The organism is Paenibacillus sp. 203 (genome assembly GCF_037027525.1).
Classification (GTDB): domain Bacteria; phylum Bacillota; class Bacilli; order Paenibacillales; family Paenibacillaceae; genus Paenibacillus; species Paenibacillus polymyxa_B.
In genome coordinates this window covers 156,722-171,405 of the sequence record NZ_JAXCHD010000004.1, presented here as the reverse complement: position 1 = coordinate 171,405, position 14,684 = coordinate 156,722, and the positions used below count along the sequence as shown (strand labels likewise).

At 47.0% G+C, this 14,684-nt stretch carries 17 protein-coding genes and 1 riboswitch; of the genes, 6 read left to right on the top strand and 11 right to left on the bottom strand.

From position 1 onward, the window contains the following. Positions 1–6: 6 nt before the first annotated feature. From WA407_RS10145 to WA407_RS10110, 8 genes are all read right to left on the bottom strand, one after another. Positions 7–1,803, bottom strand: coding sequence for a hypothetical protein (locus tag WA407_RS10145; protein WP_336077305.1), 1,797 nt, complete (start codon positions 1,801–1,803; stop codon positions 7–9). Positions 1,804–1,824: 21 nt separating this feature from the next. After that, positions 1,825–1,956, bottom strand: coding sequence for a hypothetical protein (locus WA407_RS10140; protein ID WP_336077304.1), 132 nt, complete (start codon positions 1,954–1,956; stop codon positions 1,825–1,827). A gap of 23 nt (positions 1,957–1,979) precedes the next feature. Then, positions 1,980–2,414, bottom strand: a complete 435-nt coding sequence (locus tag WA407_RS10135; RefSeq protein WP_007429164.1) for a phage tail assembly chaperone — start codon at positions 2,412–2,414, stop codon at positions 1,980–1,982. Between the two features lie 76 nt (positions 2,415–2,490). Continuing rightward, entirely contained in the window at positions 2,491–2,898 is a 408-nt protein-coding gene (locus WA407_RS10130; RefSeq protein WP_007429163.1) for a phage tail tube protein, read from the bottom strand. Between the two features lie 121 nt (positions 2,899–3,019). Continuing rightward, on the bottom strand, positions 3,020–4,486 hold the full coding sequence (locus WA407_RS10125) for a phage tail sheath family protein (RefSeq protein WP_336077303.1): 1,467 nt from the start codon (positions 4,484–4,486) through the stop codon (positions 3,020–3,022). A gap of 2 nt (positions 4,487–4,488) precedes the next feature. After that, positions 4,489–4,707, bottom strand: a complete 219-nt coding sequence (locus WA407_RS10120) for a hypothetical protein (protein ID WP_013309120.1) — start codon at positions 4,705–4,707, stop codon at positions 4,489–4,491. A 10-nt stretch (positions 4,708–4,717) separates the two neighbouring features. After that, positions 4,718–5,686, bottom strand: coding sequence for a hypothetical protein (locus WA407_RS10115; RefSeq protein WP_336077302.1), 969 nt, complete (start codon positions 5,684–5,686; stop codon positions 4,718–4,720). Between the two features lie 362 nt (positions 5,687–6,048). Then, a complete protein-coding gene (locus WA407_RS10110) occupies positions 6,049–6,525 on the bottom strand; it encodes an ArpU family phage packaging/lysis transcriptional regulator (RefSeq protein ID WP_013309118.1) in 477 nt (158 codons plus the stop codon). 332 nt (positions 6,526–6,857) lie between these two features. Between WA407_RS10110 and WA407_RS10105 the strand changes: the two genes are divergently transcribed. The 4 genes from WA407_RS10105 to WA407_RS10090 all read left to right on the top strand — a co-directional run bounded on the left by WA407_RS10105 (position 6,858) and on the right by WA407_RS10090 (position 10,779). Further along, positions 6,858–7,331: a helix-turn-helix domain-containing protein gene (locus WA407_RS10105; protein ID WP_061831172.1), complete on the top strand. Its 474-nt coding sequence runs from the start codon at positions 6,858–6,860 to the stop codon at positions 7,329–7,331. Positions 7,332–7,342: 11 nt separating this feature from the next. Then, the gene (locus WA407_RS10100) at positions 7,343–7,768 is read left to right on the top strand and encodes an ImmA/IrrE family metallo-endopeptidase (RefSeq protein WP_061831173.1); all 426 of its coding nucleotides are present in this window, start codon (positions 7,343–7,345) and stop codon (positions 7,766–7,768) included. Positions 7,769–7,962: 194 nt separating this feature from the next. Beyond that, positions 7,963–9,864: a 5'-nucleotidase C-terminal domain-containing protein gene (locus WA407_RS10095; protein WP_336077301.1), complete on the top strand. Its 1,902-nt coding sequence runs from the start codon at positions 7,963–7,965 to the stop codon at positions 9,862–9,864. 243 nt (positions 9,865–10,107) lie between these two features. Next, positions 10,108–10,779 (top strand): 3'-5' exonuclease, encoded by a 672-nt coding sequence (locus WA407_RS10090; RefSeq protein ID WP_061831175.1) that lies wholly within the window; start codon positions 10,108–10,110, stop codon positions 10,777–10,779. 40 nt (positions 10,780–10,819) lie between these two features. Here the strand turns inward: WA407_RS10090 and WA407_RS10085 are convergent, their stop codons facing one another. From WA407_RS10085 to WA407_RS10075, 3 genes are all read right to left on the bottom strand, one after another. Then, positions 10,820–11,803, bottom strand: coding sequence for a helix-turn-helix transcriptional regulator (locus WA407_RS10085; protein WP_061831176.1), 984 nt, complete (start codon positions 11,801–11,803; stop codon positions 10,820–10,822). 71 nt (positions 11,804–11,874) lie between these two features. Then, on the bottom strand, positions 11,875–12,642 hold the full coding sequence (locus tag WA407_RS10080) for a hypothetical protein (protein WP_061831177.1): 768 nt from the start codon (positions 12,640–12,642) through the stop codon (positions 11,875–11,877). A 223-nt stretch (positions 12,643–12,865) separates the two neighbouring features. After that, complete coding sequence (locus WA407_RS10075; RefSeq protein WP_165176511.1) at positions 12,866–13,021, bottom strand: hypothetical protein; 156 nt, start codon at positions 13,019–13,021, stop codon at positions 12,866–12,868. A gap of 314 nt (positions 13,022–13,335) precedes the next feature. On the opposite strand from WA407_RS10075, the gene WA407_RS10070 reads away from it, so the two are divergent. Both WA407_RS10070 and WA407_RS10065 read left to right on the top strand, forming a co-directional pair. After that, complete coding sequence (locus WA407_RS10070) at positions 13,336–13,776, top strand: hypothetical protein (RefSeq protein WP_023987365.1); 441 nt, start codon at positions 13,336–13,338, stop codon at positions 13,774–13,776. Between the two features lie 25 nt (positions 13,777–13,801). Next, entirely contained in the window at positions 13,802–14,506 is a 705-nt protein-coding gene (locus WA407_RS10065) for an AIM24 family protein (RefSeq protein ID WP_013309110.1), read from the top strand. A 79-nt stretch (positions 14,507–14,585) separates the two neighbouring features. Next, positions 14,586–14,629: riboswitch (PreQ1 riboswitch) on the top strand. Positions 14,630–14,684: the final 55 nt, after the last annotated feature.

Genomic DNA, 14,684 nt, shown 5'->3' with positions numbered 1-14,684 from the left:
ACTCCATTACATAGCTCCAGCGCCTGCTGGCTTGGTATTCTGCGTTGCACGCAGAATTTCAGCTTTGAGACGGTAGCCAATTTGCGTAATAAGCCCATCCACATCTAGCTTGTTCTCATGTACAGTGACCTGTACAGCCCCCACAGGAAGATTGAATTGGTTGGTGGTTTCCGTTTTAAAATCCTTCAAAAAGCCAGACAGTGTTCCCATTTGTTCAGGACTGATCTGTACTACTTGAGGTGTCGGATTACCATTACCTTTGCCTTTAGCTTTGGCTCCATTGTTCGCATGAGCTGCAGTATTCAGTAGTGGGTTTGGATTGACTCCCTGGTTAGCGATAGCCATCGGTCCATAAGGATTAGGGACGCCTTTTCCACCTGGTTGCGGAGGTACGTTTGCAACTGCACGAGCACTATAATTTATAGCCATAGGCGTTAAGGGCTCAAATGACTTACCTAAATTCGAATGAGGTGGGATTGCTGGTTTAGAGGTTGCTGGTTTAGGTACTTCAGGCGGCTTAGCTGGCTCTTTCTTAGGTTCATCTTTTTTACCAAAAGAAAAGAAATCAGAAAAGCCTTTACCGAAGTCTCCAGCCTTATCCGAAAGCCAGCCTGTAACATGGGAAGCTTTTTCTCCAAGGAATTTACCAGCGGACTTCGCTTTGTCCATCAAGGCTGGACCATAATCTGAGACTAATCCACCAATTTTCCCACCAACAAAGTCTCCCGCCATACCTCCGAGCGTAGAGCCAACCACAGTACCAATACCCGGAAGCAAAAATGAGCCTATAGCTCCACCTAGCGCAGAACCAGCCGTCCCGCCTACGGTAGAACCAATTGCTTCTGCACGTTCTTTACCAGTTTTAGCCTTAGCTATATTCATAACATCCATTCCATAACCTAAGGGACCCAATAGCTTTTTCGCGCCACCTTTTAAAAGGTTTTTGAACAAGCCTGATCCTGCTTCCTCAGCTGCACCAGCAACGCTACTGGGTCTGATAATACTTGAGGCTGCATCTGCGGCAGCACTTGAACTTGCAGTGCTAGGTACTACACCAGCGGCTTCGCTTGGATTTATCATCCCCCAGCTTTTAGCCTGTCCATATAGTCCCTCCGAACCTTCCATAACATCTGAAACCCCACCACTAAATTTAGATAAAAAATCCCCCCCAGATTTCCCGGCAGCTAAAGATTTGTTCCAAATATCCTTAATCTTTTCTGTACGAGTAGCTCCTTCGACGGGTCCCTTAAGATTAGCGAAATCAACCTTGAATTTTTTGAAAGCTTCAGGAGCTTCAGATAGATTTTTAATCCCATCACCAAGCTTTTTACCATTACCAGCAAGCTCTTTTATGCTAGCCCATGCCCCCTTAGGCTCCTCTTTTTTCTCTGCAGCTGGCGTCGTAGAACCCACTTTAGCAATTAAACCAGCAATAGCTGTCGTATTCGCATTCACTGCAACAGTATTTAATTGCACCGCAGTGCTTAGCAAAACGATACTTGGATTATTATCAACCTTCTGCGAGCCTGATCCGTCTTGAGAGCTTACTTTCACATTTACATTCCCCGAGGCGTTAATAATCTGAGATTTGACCCGATTAATCTTGTTCAACAGATTATCCAAGCCTTTAGAAGCCATATCGTTCAGCACAATTTCCGGGGCCATGCGGGTGCGGCCGATTTTCAACACACGTCCTTGAATCCGCTCAAAATAACGTTCCATTGCACGTAATTCTCTGTTCGCCTTAATGACGTTTTTAGGATCGATCACAAGGTTCATGCGGTAATTTAATGCTTCTGCCATCTATCATGTTCACCTCCTTGTTTATGATTTTGAAGCTGCTATGCTATCCATTTCCTGTTCGGCAAACGCCAGCAGCAGTATACGCTCACCGCGGGAAAGCCGCCAAAAGTCTCCGGGGCGGAGGTGGTGCCGGACCCACAAGTGGTACAGCATCGTCGTCATTCCCCCGGAGCCGATTAGTTTTTTAGGTCAGCAATCTCAACGCCAAAACCGGACAGTTCTAGCACCTTATCCCCTACTGCGTCCAGTTCACCCGCCAGCAGCATACGGCGGACAGACTGTTCGCCACCGGACAGCTTCAAGCGGCTTGTAATCCGGGGATCGCCCCAACCGTTAAGGGACAAGCCTTTCACTTCTAGCTTGCCGGTAGCTTCCGAAATCAACAAGGCGTTGAACGTTTCAGTATCTACCTTCTCATCTACTGCCCCCTTCACGGTTCGGCGAATCGTGCAGCGTTCACGAATGCTGTCCACCTTACTCGAGGTCAGGCCGTGCAGCACAATTTTCATATCGAGGCGCTTGATGCGGACCGTTTCCTCAGGTAGTTTTTCAGCAGCTTCAAACAGGCTGTCCAAAATTTGTTCTTCTGTCATATTCTCATTCAAGCTCATAAGTCATTCTCCCTTATTGTTCATTTGTATTTGGGGAACAGAACGCTTGACAGCATCCCATCCCCCGTCTTTCAATTTAGTTTGCTACAATCGGATCTAGCAGCTCATAGCCTTCAAAGGTGAAGGTCGTTTCTTCCTGTACTTCTTCACCTGCTGTCCAGTTGGCCAGTTGAATTTTGTCAGGAGTGCAACGAATAAGACGAATACTTTCATGTCCGAAGGCTTCTGGATCATCCAATTTTGTAATAATCTCAAAACGGTTAAAACCGCGACGAATCATATCGGATGTGACCTTGTAGCCACTCATCGTTCCCGTTCCCTTTTTGATACCGCGCTTGTGCACCTTCCACTCGTTGCCCACGAGATTCAGCTCGCGTTTTTCCATCTCTACGCTAGCTTCCAGCTTATTGATATTCGTCTGCCACACCCCGTCCACATGCGCCTGACCATACGTACCTAAAATGACTCTTGAAGCATCCAACATTTCTTTTTCCTCCTCAAAATAATCCATAATATAGTTCGGGATTTCATAAAATCCTCGTTGTTAACAAGCTACTTTATTTCTGCTGATCGCCTTGAATTGCTTATACACGTAAAATGCTTATTTATTGCACGTAAAATGTGCCGAACAGCTGCTCCATCACGTCGGTGAGCTTCACGTTCCATTGCAGGAACACTTGATCCGGCTCCGGTTTGATGACTGGTGCATCGCCGTAGTAAGCCGGGTCGAGAATGACATCGTAGCCGTCTGCTTCGATGACGTTGCTCAGCGACAGCTGTGCCAGGTATTCTTTGATTGCACCGATAAGCGCCAGACGACCTTCCACCGTGTTGTTGATTTTGCCAATGTATGTCTCTTCGGCTGCACGCTGCAAGTCAGCGTTAATAGCGTCCATAACGCGGATGGAGCGGATTTTCTTCCATGCGTTATTTTGTCCGGCAGACGGGTTCACCAAGCTGTTGATGCCACGCAGCGCTTTGACCTGACGTCCGTCGAAGAACAGCAGGAAGACACCATTACGGACAGCCTGCTCCTGCTCGGAACGTGTCCAGCGGCGGGTTACATCCTCAAATGGCGTAACCGCATATGTTGCCGATTGATTCAGACGTTGGCCTGCGATCAGTCCGGCTACATAAGCAGCCGTTTGGGCAGAACTGTAGTCCGTACCTGCCAGACGTACGCCTGTACCGACGTTCACGATGCCTTCATGGTTCAGTGCCAGGGAACGTGCAGAGGCCAAGCTGACGGCTGTTTTGGACATATCATCTGCCGCAGAACCGCCGAATACAGCGATTACACCTTTACCTTCGCCCCGGACACGCTTGATCCAGGCCGCGAAGCTTTGCAGCAATGCCAGATCAGCTGCATAATCCAGGGCCAAAACATTAAATTCCTGTCCTTCAAGCGCCTCCTGCATCGCGATGTAATCGGCATTAACCAGCTTGCTATTGCCGCTGTTGCCGCCAGTGAGGTGTACGCCGCTGACATCCACCGGAATGCCGCCGTCGCCGACAACCTCAGCCTTCACCCATACGTTTTCGCTGTTCTCGTTCATGGCCTTGGCAATGGAGGCAGCCGTACCGTCACTGCCTTTGTACGTACCGAGCAGCTTGGTTCCTTCATAAAGGCGCACCTCACGTGCTTGCTCATCACCCAAAGTTGGCTGTACAGTTACAGCAAAACCATTACCACGGCTACCTGTATACAAAGCCTTCAGGCGCAGCACATCCGCTGGGGTCTCACCGCCGCTTTTCAGCGTCACAGATGCTTCAGCAGCTGTATCATCTGCCAAACGGTAAGCTAACAGCTTTTTCGGACCGCCCAGCAAAGCCAGATACAGCGTCGAATACGCGGTCGCACCGTCCAGACTGTCACCCGAAAAGATTTGACTGATTGCCGTTTCACTGCCGATCTCTACAAACTCACGTACAGGGCCCCAATTCGCCTTAACGGGTACAACGACCGTACCACGCGACCCACCTTGAATCGCTGAAGCTGCTGCTGCCTGAAAATTCATATACAAACCCGGCAATACCGGTTTATTCGTGTTTTCCCATGTTCCGCCTGCCATAATTAGTCCACCTTCGCTTTCATAAATTGTTCGATTTTAGTGTGTGCTTCTGCTACCGTAAACAGCTTGTCCTGTGTGCCAAAAAAGGCGCCTGCCAGCACTTCTTCTTTCACGGAAAACAATTGTTCTGCGTGCTCCTTTAGCTCCTCCAGCGTATAGCGAGGGCCACTTGCTTCCTGCCCGGCATATACCGGGGCCTTCTCATGGTTTTCCAAGGTCACTCGGACCACCTCATTTCAAAATAGGATGAATTTCCACTCTGCGAATCAACGCCGCTTCCTCAGCTGGGCGCATACGCCGCTGTACCAGCGTCAGCCGAAGCTGACCATCTAAAATGGCATCCGCCTGCAAATCGGCTGAAGCTTCAGCTGTAGACATATAACGGCCTTTGTCCTGATCCAGAGGAAGCTGGATTTGAGCGGCAAAGCCCTCAATCAGTGCGGAAGCTGCGCGGTTTTCTTCAGTGGTGTCCGGGGCGGTAATATGCCCGATGAACCGTTTGCGCAGCTCATACATGGAGGCTCCCGCCATCCTAGTTTCGCAGCCGCTCATCCGCCATAGTACCGCTTGCCGCCCCGGCTGTGCGGGCCATGCGTTGGCGTATACCGACCACGTTTCGCCCAGTTGCTTCTGCGTCCAGCGGACCAGCGCGGCCAGCCACTCTTCCGGCTGTGTAGCACCGTTTGCTGGAGCGGGTGAACCACCTTCCGACTCAGGCACATACACGCCAAAACGCAGCGTTCTATAGGCCTTGCCCGTAACAGTGTCCAGCTTTTCTGCATCCCGCACGCCCAAATAGTGCGCGGTAAAAGCCGATGTGTCCTCACCTGCACCTGTCACTGGTTCCCGGTGCAGCCCAGCAATCAGGGCATTCGCCCATACATCAGCCTGCGCCAGCCCGGCTTGTCCTGCGTACAGCTTGATGCGAACAACCTGCCGATAGCCAGCCCAGGAAGACTTCCAGATTTCCTCGCCCAGCGCCATAACAGCATACGGCTCCTCTGCCGTCTGCGACGGTGGCTGAACATCGTATACACGCCCTTGCAGCGCTGGAATAATTTCAATGAGCTTTTGCTTAAAGGCTTGTCTCATCCTGCGGCATGCCACCTTTGCGTACCCTGCGTTCGCATGTTGTGGCTGTTCAGCCAGGCTTTTTTCCACTTCCGTGTTCTCAGCCGGCGTAGCCTCGTACTCATGCATTGCAGCATCCCTTGCTTAGGCAACACGACTCCTCCTTTCTATTCAACGAATTCCCGGGAACCGACAGAGACGATCACCGCATGAAAAAACCGGCCCTAATGGCCGGCTAACGTTTGACTGTGTGTGTCTTCGGTATGTCCTCTTGTCTTGATTCCCGATGATATAATCTTACACCCTAATAACGAATACGTTGCCGGGGAAATGGACGATAAAAGCAGAGACTAGGGATGATGTTGGGAGGTTTTTTGAGAACATGTGTTCCCATCATAAAAAAAGGCCTTGATCCCTGTTATTACAGGAAATCAACGCCTTTTAGGAAACGATTTTAAAATAGAAATGAGAACAAGTAGATAATTATTACATTAACCCAGTTTTCGATCCGCGCCCTTCTGTAAGCCTGCCAGATTCAAAACGCCTTGGTCCGCCAGCGCAAGCGCCATTTTGTAAAAAGCACGCGTACGAAGCTTCGTATACGTATCCTTGCTGACTGGCGGGTCTAACACATAATTGTAAACCTTGTAATCAAACACATCGTCATCCTTTAAATAACGTTCACGGATGAGCAGCTGTTCGCGTTCATTCAAGCGACTCACTACCGCATCCACCATTTCGCAGTAGGCCAAGCGGGCGGCAGGAGCATCTACATTATATACGGCTGTCCGAGCCGTTGGATCGCTTGTCACATTCGTTGGTCCGTTCGGGCGATCCGTATAGCCAGCAGTAATAAAGCTCTCCCGATCCATAAAAGTAATCGTTTTATAAATCCGGTATTTCTCAAACACACCCTCCAATGCATTCTGCGTTTTGCGACGGTCCAATTCGGGTAAGTTATTTCTCATGTAAAGCAACACTCCTTATCTTATGCCTTTTGACAATGATGTATTTTTAAATGAGGATTTTGCACTTCGAAGCGACTGGAATCGAATTTTGCAAAATCCTGAAATAGAAAAACGCTCGTGTTTACAATTTGTTCCCCTTTTGTTCGTATCTTGAGTATAACATAACATTATTTAGGATAGGTATCCATCGTCAAAAAAAGCAGTATACCTCCAATAACAGGATATTCGCTTCATTTTCCTATGCCTTTTGGCATATTACGTGCTTTTACTATTTACCTAATGGTATAATAAAACTAATATCTATGATTCTCTTGCAGAAAGGAGCCCCCATTGTGGAACAGCCAGCATTCGGAACTTACTTAAAGCAGCAGCGTGAGCACAAACAATGGAGCATCAACCAATTGGCAGATGCCGCAGGTATTAGCAATTCACAAATTTCCCGCATTGAAAATGGACTGCGCGGAATTCCCAAACCCTCTACTCTCCGCAAAATAGCGGACGCGCTTAGCGTATCCTATACCGAAATGATGAAGGCCGCCGGATATTGGGGAGACGATGATTCAATGGAGCCAAGTCCACATGAACTTTATCGTTCTACTGTGCCGGAATGGGCAACCTCTAAAGACCGCCGGGATTTTAAAAAAATGCTGGAGGAAGACGACGAATTAATGTTCGATGGCATTCCGCTGGATGAAAAAGATCGTCAACGGATTAAGGACGTGCTGACAGGTCTGTTCTGGGAAGCCAAGCAGATGAACAAACATAAAAAGCCCAAAGAGCCCCGAACGGGCAAAGATCAGGGATAGCAGGTGAGCGTATGAACGAACTCATTCACAGACTTGTCCGAAAATACCGTACCAACTGCCCCTTCGATATTGCGAAAGCCCTAGGTATCCATATCCGATACTGCGATCTAGGCCCCACAACCAAAGGGCTGTATTACCACAAGCTGCGTAGAAGATTTATCGTTATCCACAATGGCCTCACACCCGAATGGGAACGGTTCGTCTGTGCGCATGAATTGGGACATGACCGACTGCATAAAGGCATTAGCCGCTTTTTTATGGAGGAGCATTCCTACTTTTCCCCAGGAAAATTTGAACAGCAGGCCAATCGGTTTGCCGTGCTTTTGCTGAGTGAAGGAAAACCGCCACTAGCTGACGAAACGTTGGATCACTATTTACCCCGGATCGGGCTGCCCAAAGAGACTGCCCTTTTTTTTAATCATAAATCAGAACATTAGTTCTCATTCTGTGCGCTGCTGTTGATTACTTCCTCTATAATATAGGTAACTAGACGATAGATTTAACAACCGATATATCAAAAAAATTTAATGCTTTGATATAAAATAGAAGTTATTTTTACAATCATCTGATAAAATGTGGTCGTAAGCGGTTTCTCTAATTCATTCATTTTATGGGAGGTTGAAGGAACAACATGAACTCATGGAAAAAACTCTCGTCAATCCTGACGACTGCCGCGCTTTTACTTGGGTGTCTCGGTACAGCAGCAGCAGACCCAGCAACCAATGTGGGAACAGCGGGAACGGCAACGACTCCAGTCAGCGGTAAACACATCACCATCCTACATACGAACGATACCCATGCCCACGTGGTCGCGAACGACAAGGAAATGGGATTCGCCAAGCTGGCGGGTATCATTGATCAGTACCGGGCTTCCAATCCCAATACACTACTGCTGGATGACGGGGATACCGTTCACGGAACGACCTTCGCTACTTTGGTTAACGGTGAAAGTATTGTGAAAGTGATTAACAAGCTGCGCTATGATGCTATGGTTCCGGGTAACCACGAGTTTAATTATGGTTGGAAGCATCTTGTTGAGCTAAGTAAGGAAATTCAGTTCCCTATGCTTAGCGCCAATATTAAACAAACAGACGGAACACGTTTGTTCGAACCCTATATTATTAAAGAAGTGGACGGCGTTAAAATCGGTATTATCGGTCTGACTACGCCAGAAACGGCATATAAGACCAATCCCAAAAATGTTGAGGGTATTCAATTCACCGATCCTGCGGCTGAGGCCAAAGCGGCTGTTGATGAAATCCGCAGCAAAGTAGATGTCGTTGTTGTTCTTGGTCATCTGGGGCAGGATGCGTCTAGTAAGGACACCAGCCTCAAGGTTGTTAAGGAAGTGCCTGGCATTGATATTTTCATCGATGGACACAGCCATACCGTACTGGAAAAAGGCTTGGTTAGTGACAATGGTACATTGATCGCTAGCGCAGGTGAATACACCAAGTATCTGGGTGTTGTGGACTTATGGGTCGACGGCGGTAAGGTTACGCAAAAGCAAGCCAAGCTGATTGATTCGACTCAAGCAGTCGATGTTCAGCCCAACGCTGAGATTGCTGCATTGATCGCCTCCATTCAAAAGGACCAGGAACCTATTCTTAAAGAGGTTGTAACGCAAACGAGTGTGGATTTGGAAGGAGCACGCGAAAAGGTACGTGCAAGTGAAACCAATCTCGGTGACTTGCTCACCGATGCTATGCGTGACGTTTCGGGAGCAGACGTGGCTTTAACGAATGGTGGCGGCATCCGGGCTTCCATCAAGACGGGAACGGTAACCAAGGGAGACATCATCACTGTACTGCCCTTCGGCAACCAGATCGTTACCCTGAAAGTGAAGGGCTCTGACATTCAGGCCGCACTGGAAAATGGTACAGCCTCCTATCCAGAGCCAAGCGGAGGTTTCCCACAGGTATCAGGTATCACCTTCAAAATAGACACATCAGCAGCCAAAGGCAGCCGTGTTCATTCCATCCTGATCGGCGGAAAAACACTTGATCCTGAGGCAACATACACACTGGCCACCAATGATTTTACTGCCGTAGGTGGTGACCAATATACGATGTTCGCTAAATATCCACAAGCAGGTATGTTCGGCTCGCTTGATGAGGCGTTAATCCGCTATATGCAAAAGGTCGGCTCCGCTAGCCTGCAAGTACAAGCGGACGGTCGCATTCAAGAAGCCAAGGCTGACGGTAAAACTTCTGTCCCTGCCACACAAGCTGGGCCGTCTGCCTCAACCGCAACACCTGCACCTGTGCAGGAAAAGCCGCAACCCGTTCCTACACCGGCTGCGAAACCAGCACCCGCAAAACCGGCGCCGGCAAAGTCTCAAACAGCCGAGCCACAGCAGACATCAAATTCTGCACAAGTTACAAATAACCATGTATATGTTGTGAAATCCGGGGATACGCTGTATGACATTTCCCGCAAACATGGTACCACCTGGCAACAGCTTCAGCAGTTGAATAAGTTGAAGAATCCTCACCGCATTTATCCGGGACAAAAGTTAGACCTCCCGGCCTAATTCAATAGCTAGCAAAAGCAGCATCCGGAATCCTAGTGGTTTCGGATGCTGCTGTATGTCAGGCGTTTTTAGATATGCGATAGTCCAAGCTCATTTGGACATCGCATATTTTTTTTAAAAGCAAACCTTTTAACCGCTGACAAGTTGTGAACCGAGAGGTATGATGGAGAAGAGTCATTCGGGCAGAGAACATTCGTCCCGATACCCATCGGGATCAGTTATATGTGTGAAAGGAGTCCTGAAATGCAATATATTATTTACGATCTTGAATTTACTGTTAGCCGCAACGCCAGATATTCCTCCGAAATCATTGATATTGGTGCCGTCAAAGTTGTTCAGGGAGACGATGGCCTATACGTTGCGGATACGTTTCACAGTTTTGTAAGACCCTCGAATCGGCCTGTACTCTCTACAGATACCGTTCAGTTCACGGGTATTACTCAACGAGATATTGATGCCGCTCCACTATTTCCTGAAGCTGTGAAGGAATTCATAGCCTGGCTCGGTACGGATTCCCCTTATTATTTATGCGCATGGGGCCCGGATGACCGTCAGAAGCTGGTATCCCATTGTCGTACCCATCATGTAGATCTCGGATGGATTCATAATACAAATGATATACAGAAGCAGATTTCCCGTCTGTTTGGTTCCAATGGAAAATACCGTCAGTTGAGCTTGTCTCAGGCGCTGGAATTGTGCAACATTGACTTTGACGGTCAACAACACCGGGCACTGGATGATGCCGTGAACACCGCTCAGGTTTTCATGTACCATTTTGATCGTATTACATTAGTTCATAATGCTGCTGACGATGAGGAAAGCCGTGGATCGAAGCTCGTCTACTCCTCACCAGAAGAAGAACAGGAGCAGTACAGTCCTTTTGGCAATCTCGCCAACCTGTTTAAGGACCGTTAAGCGGATAGCTCCCCGGCCCGTTCCGGGGGATCTCCCCCTGTTATTCTTGATTCCCTGCCTTTTTATCGAAATAGAATGTCCCCCAGGTCCGCAGCATTTCTTGCATTCGTTTGCGGTACCGTAAAGGCTCCAGGATCTCGGCCTCAGCTCCATAGGAAGTGAGCCAATCCAAAAATTCACGGTCATGATTGACCGTCACCTCAAACAACAAACTTCCATCCGGCAAATCCCTAAGAAAAGGCTTGATGAACAGCTCCTCTTCTTTGACCCGATATACAGACTCGGCAGAAAAACGTACCACAAACCGGATATTCTGATTTCCTTTGGTCACCGACCAGGTCCCTTTAAAAAACATTTCCATTTCAGTTGTATTTTTTTGAAACGTATACGGCAAAATTCTCATGTTCCGAAATCGACTGATCCGAAAGGTTCTCATCGCGGATTGCTTGTGACAAAAACCAAGCATATAGAATCGCCGATCCTGCGGAACCAAACAATAAGGATCCACCTGAACGAGTGATACATCTTCATTTTGAGGTGAGCTGTATTCCGCTTCAATCGTCTGCTGCGTAAGACTCGCTAAAACAATCAGCCTGAGCAGATAGGGCTGGTTTTCCCGATCAAGTGTCGAGCCGAGCCGGACAATATTTTTCATTTCCTGCGCGAAGCTCGTCTGGTCCATCTTTTTTTTCTGACTAGAGGCCATCACTTTCTCATAAGCACTTTCAAAAGCTGGCGGTAAAAGAGGCTTTACCGTTTCCATAATCTCTCCCAGCTTAGTAAAAGCCTCTGCCTCTTCTTCCGTCCAATTTAGAGGATACAAAGCAAAATTGCTAATAAAAATGTACCCCTTGCCATGCCCCATATTCGTAATCGGTATATGCATAGCGCTTAGCGCCTCCATATCTCGGTATATGGTACGTTCTGATGTTTCACAACGTTCGGCAAGCTCTCTTGCCAATATCCCTGGATTTGCCTGAACAATAGTAATAATCCGCATTAAACGTATCAACCGATCAGTCAAGGAAGTCTCTCCTTTACAAAAAGATAGTAAATTAGACTCACTATATTACACAAATAAACTAGCATAATTGCCTATCTCAAAGTATCATTTTCAGTAAAACGAACATCTTCTAGCGATATCGCCTTATTAAAAAAGACTTTAGAACTATACGCTGTAAATGATACAAAAGTACCACTCCATTTATTACGTATAGCCAGAAGCAACTCGGCTTCCTGCAGGTAGTCCATATCATCGCTTCTTGCTGCACGTATAAGTAATTCATCTGCTTGTCTGGTAAGGATGAACGCCCCTTGCTCATATTCCCCTTTCTCGTACATACGCAATGCCTTTTTTACAATAGGAGGCGTCTCATTCAGTTTTATGTATTTTTCCACCTTCGGGTTGGATGGAATGCTCAGCAGACCAAGATGATGCGTAAAATGAATGTAGAGCTGGTCTGTCCGGATCAGCGTTCGCTTTTCCTGCGATGGCTTGCGCCAGCTCCACTCCATCATTCCAATCGTATGTCTTCCGGACGAGTGAGCCGGTATAGAAAACGTCAAAATAGCCTGTCTATATTTTCCCCGCCTTACATCACCACAGTGAACAAACATGCTATCTCCGTTTTCCGAGCGTTTAAAACCGAGCCTTACCCCTTCAGCTTTTAATAGACTTACCCCGTTTTCTGGAATGAACTGGAGTTGAAGGTCACATCCCGCTGCTTTCGGTATTAGATTTCCTTTTCTTTTGCGTATAGCTCCATAGCCCCATTCTATCAGTAGATTTACTTGTTTGGACCCATTCGCAGATATAGACTCTTTGTCCCATGTGTACGTTACATTGAGCATTGACTTCACCACTGGTAAATTCCCCCTAAAAGAACATGTAACTCTAAATTAACAGTGTTATCTGACACTATATTGTCAGGGAACGTATGTTTGATTGTGAAAATTATACATGGGAATCTTTATGAAGGGGGACCTAGTTTGGTAAATAACATTTTAAACCATTTGAATTACATGAATGCGCAAAAATAGCCCGGCGTATGCCGGGCCATATTATAGTCTACTTCTATATTTAAACTTATGAGATTGTAGTTTCTGTTAAAGAAACATTCGTTTTTGTGCAAATATCAGATATAGGAGCAAAAGTAGTGCTATCTACGACGAGATCCTTTGATAACGGCTTTCCATTTACAGTGATTTTTAAAGTTTTATAGTTTTGTTCTCTCTCATTCATCTTGCAAAATCTCCTTTTATATCAATTTTTAATATATTTCAGTTCATTTATTCAACTTAAGCCCCTGATCAGGTGCGGATCGTTCTTTACTCGTATGCTGGGAAAAATGCCGGAATGTTGCCGCTTCCTTGATATACCCGTTTTAAGGTACACTTAAACTAATATATCGACTTTTTTTGAAAACATTTTCCCCATATTTGTCGTCTGTTTATTCTAAAATCTGCATCCGAATCGTTATATTATACGTAACCATGTCATATGGGTAATGATCTGTATCATCTAACATCTTGGTTTATCAAAAGGGGGAACATCTCTTGGCACGACCAACTTGTCGTTTTGCTTTGTACCGCCGCATTGTCTGCGCTGCTATAGCACTTTTGTTTATTTTTGGGATAACTCGTGTACCCGAAGTACATGCTGCTTATTGGGATGATGTGTACCAAGGCTTCGAGCAATTTTCGCGGTTACCCGGTGATGTGTATCAGCTCAAGGAAAGCTACCGACAAACACAGGAGGATCTGGAGAAGGCCCGTAACAGCTTAGAAGCCTATCAAGAGCAAAACGCCCAATTACTGGAGCAAAACCGCAAGCTGACTGACACTGTCACAGAATTAAAAAATCTTCAAACCCAGCGCGATCAGGCTTCACACCGAAATAAAATGCTCATCATCACAGCTATAATTCTGCTGGCCGGTTATTTTATCGGTATCCGACTGTTGCGTTACGGGATGCGTCGACGTTCGGGAAGATACTAACTGCCTGAAAGGATGAAAGGTCTGAATGGACATACAAGCAGGACAACACCATGATGAAAGCGTCGGTTCGGTCGTAACGCTCGATCTGGCGGAAGGAGAAAAGCTGCACGTTCTGCATCCGCAGCAAATCATCGCATACCGCGGACCCAGCTCAGGCCGTAGTGATAAACTAATGAACATTAAGGGCATGTATCGCAAACACAAACTGATTCAGGCCGATTTCACCGGAGCTTGTCGCCTAATTGCCGCACTTCCACCTGGCTTTAGTCTAAAAATGATTAAGCTTGAAGGAAGCGATGATCTGTTATACGATTTTCGCAACCTGTTCTGGTACAGCTCCGGTATTCAAATGCGTACCAAGCTGCTAAGCATGAAAAACATGTTGTTTAGCCGCGATGTTATAAAAATGAAATTTGACGGTGTGGGTCAAATCGGTCTTTTGACGCAGGGATTGGTATGTCAAGAACAGCTTCATCCGACAGAGCCGATATATGTGGATGCGAGCAGCGTCATTGCCTATCCCGAAAACGCCAAACTGGAGTTGACCGTGTACGGCAACCATCTGGCCAGCCAGCATATGAACTATCATTTTAAAATGACCGGACAGGGTACCGTACTATTCCATGCCGGGGAACATCATCGACGGCTCCAACAGGATATGAACGACGATGGCGTGATCAAGCGCTTTTTACGGGAAGTCATTCCATTTGGTGGAGTGTTTATCAAATAGCCCTGCCATGCTATAATGACAATGCTAAAGCCGTCTGTCCTCGTGGCAGATACTAATGAAGAAAGTCCATGCGTCATGCATGGGAGAGGTTCGCGAACTCCCTCTATAAAAAACTAACGATGCTTTGTCCTCCGCAAGAAAAATGAATTCGCGGGGCAAGGCCTGTTTTTTGTTGAAG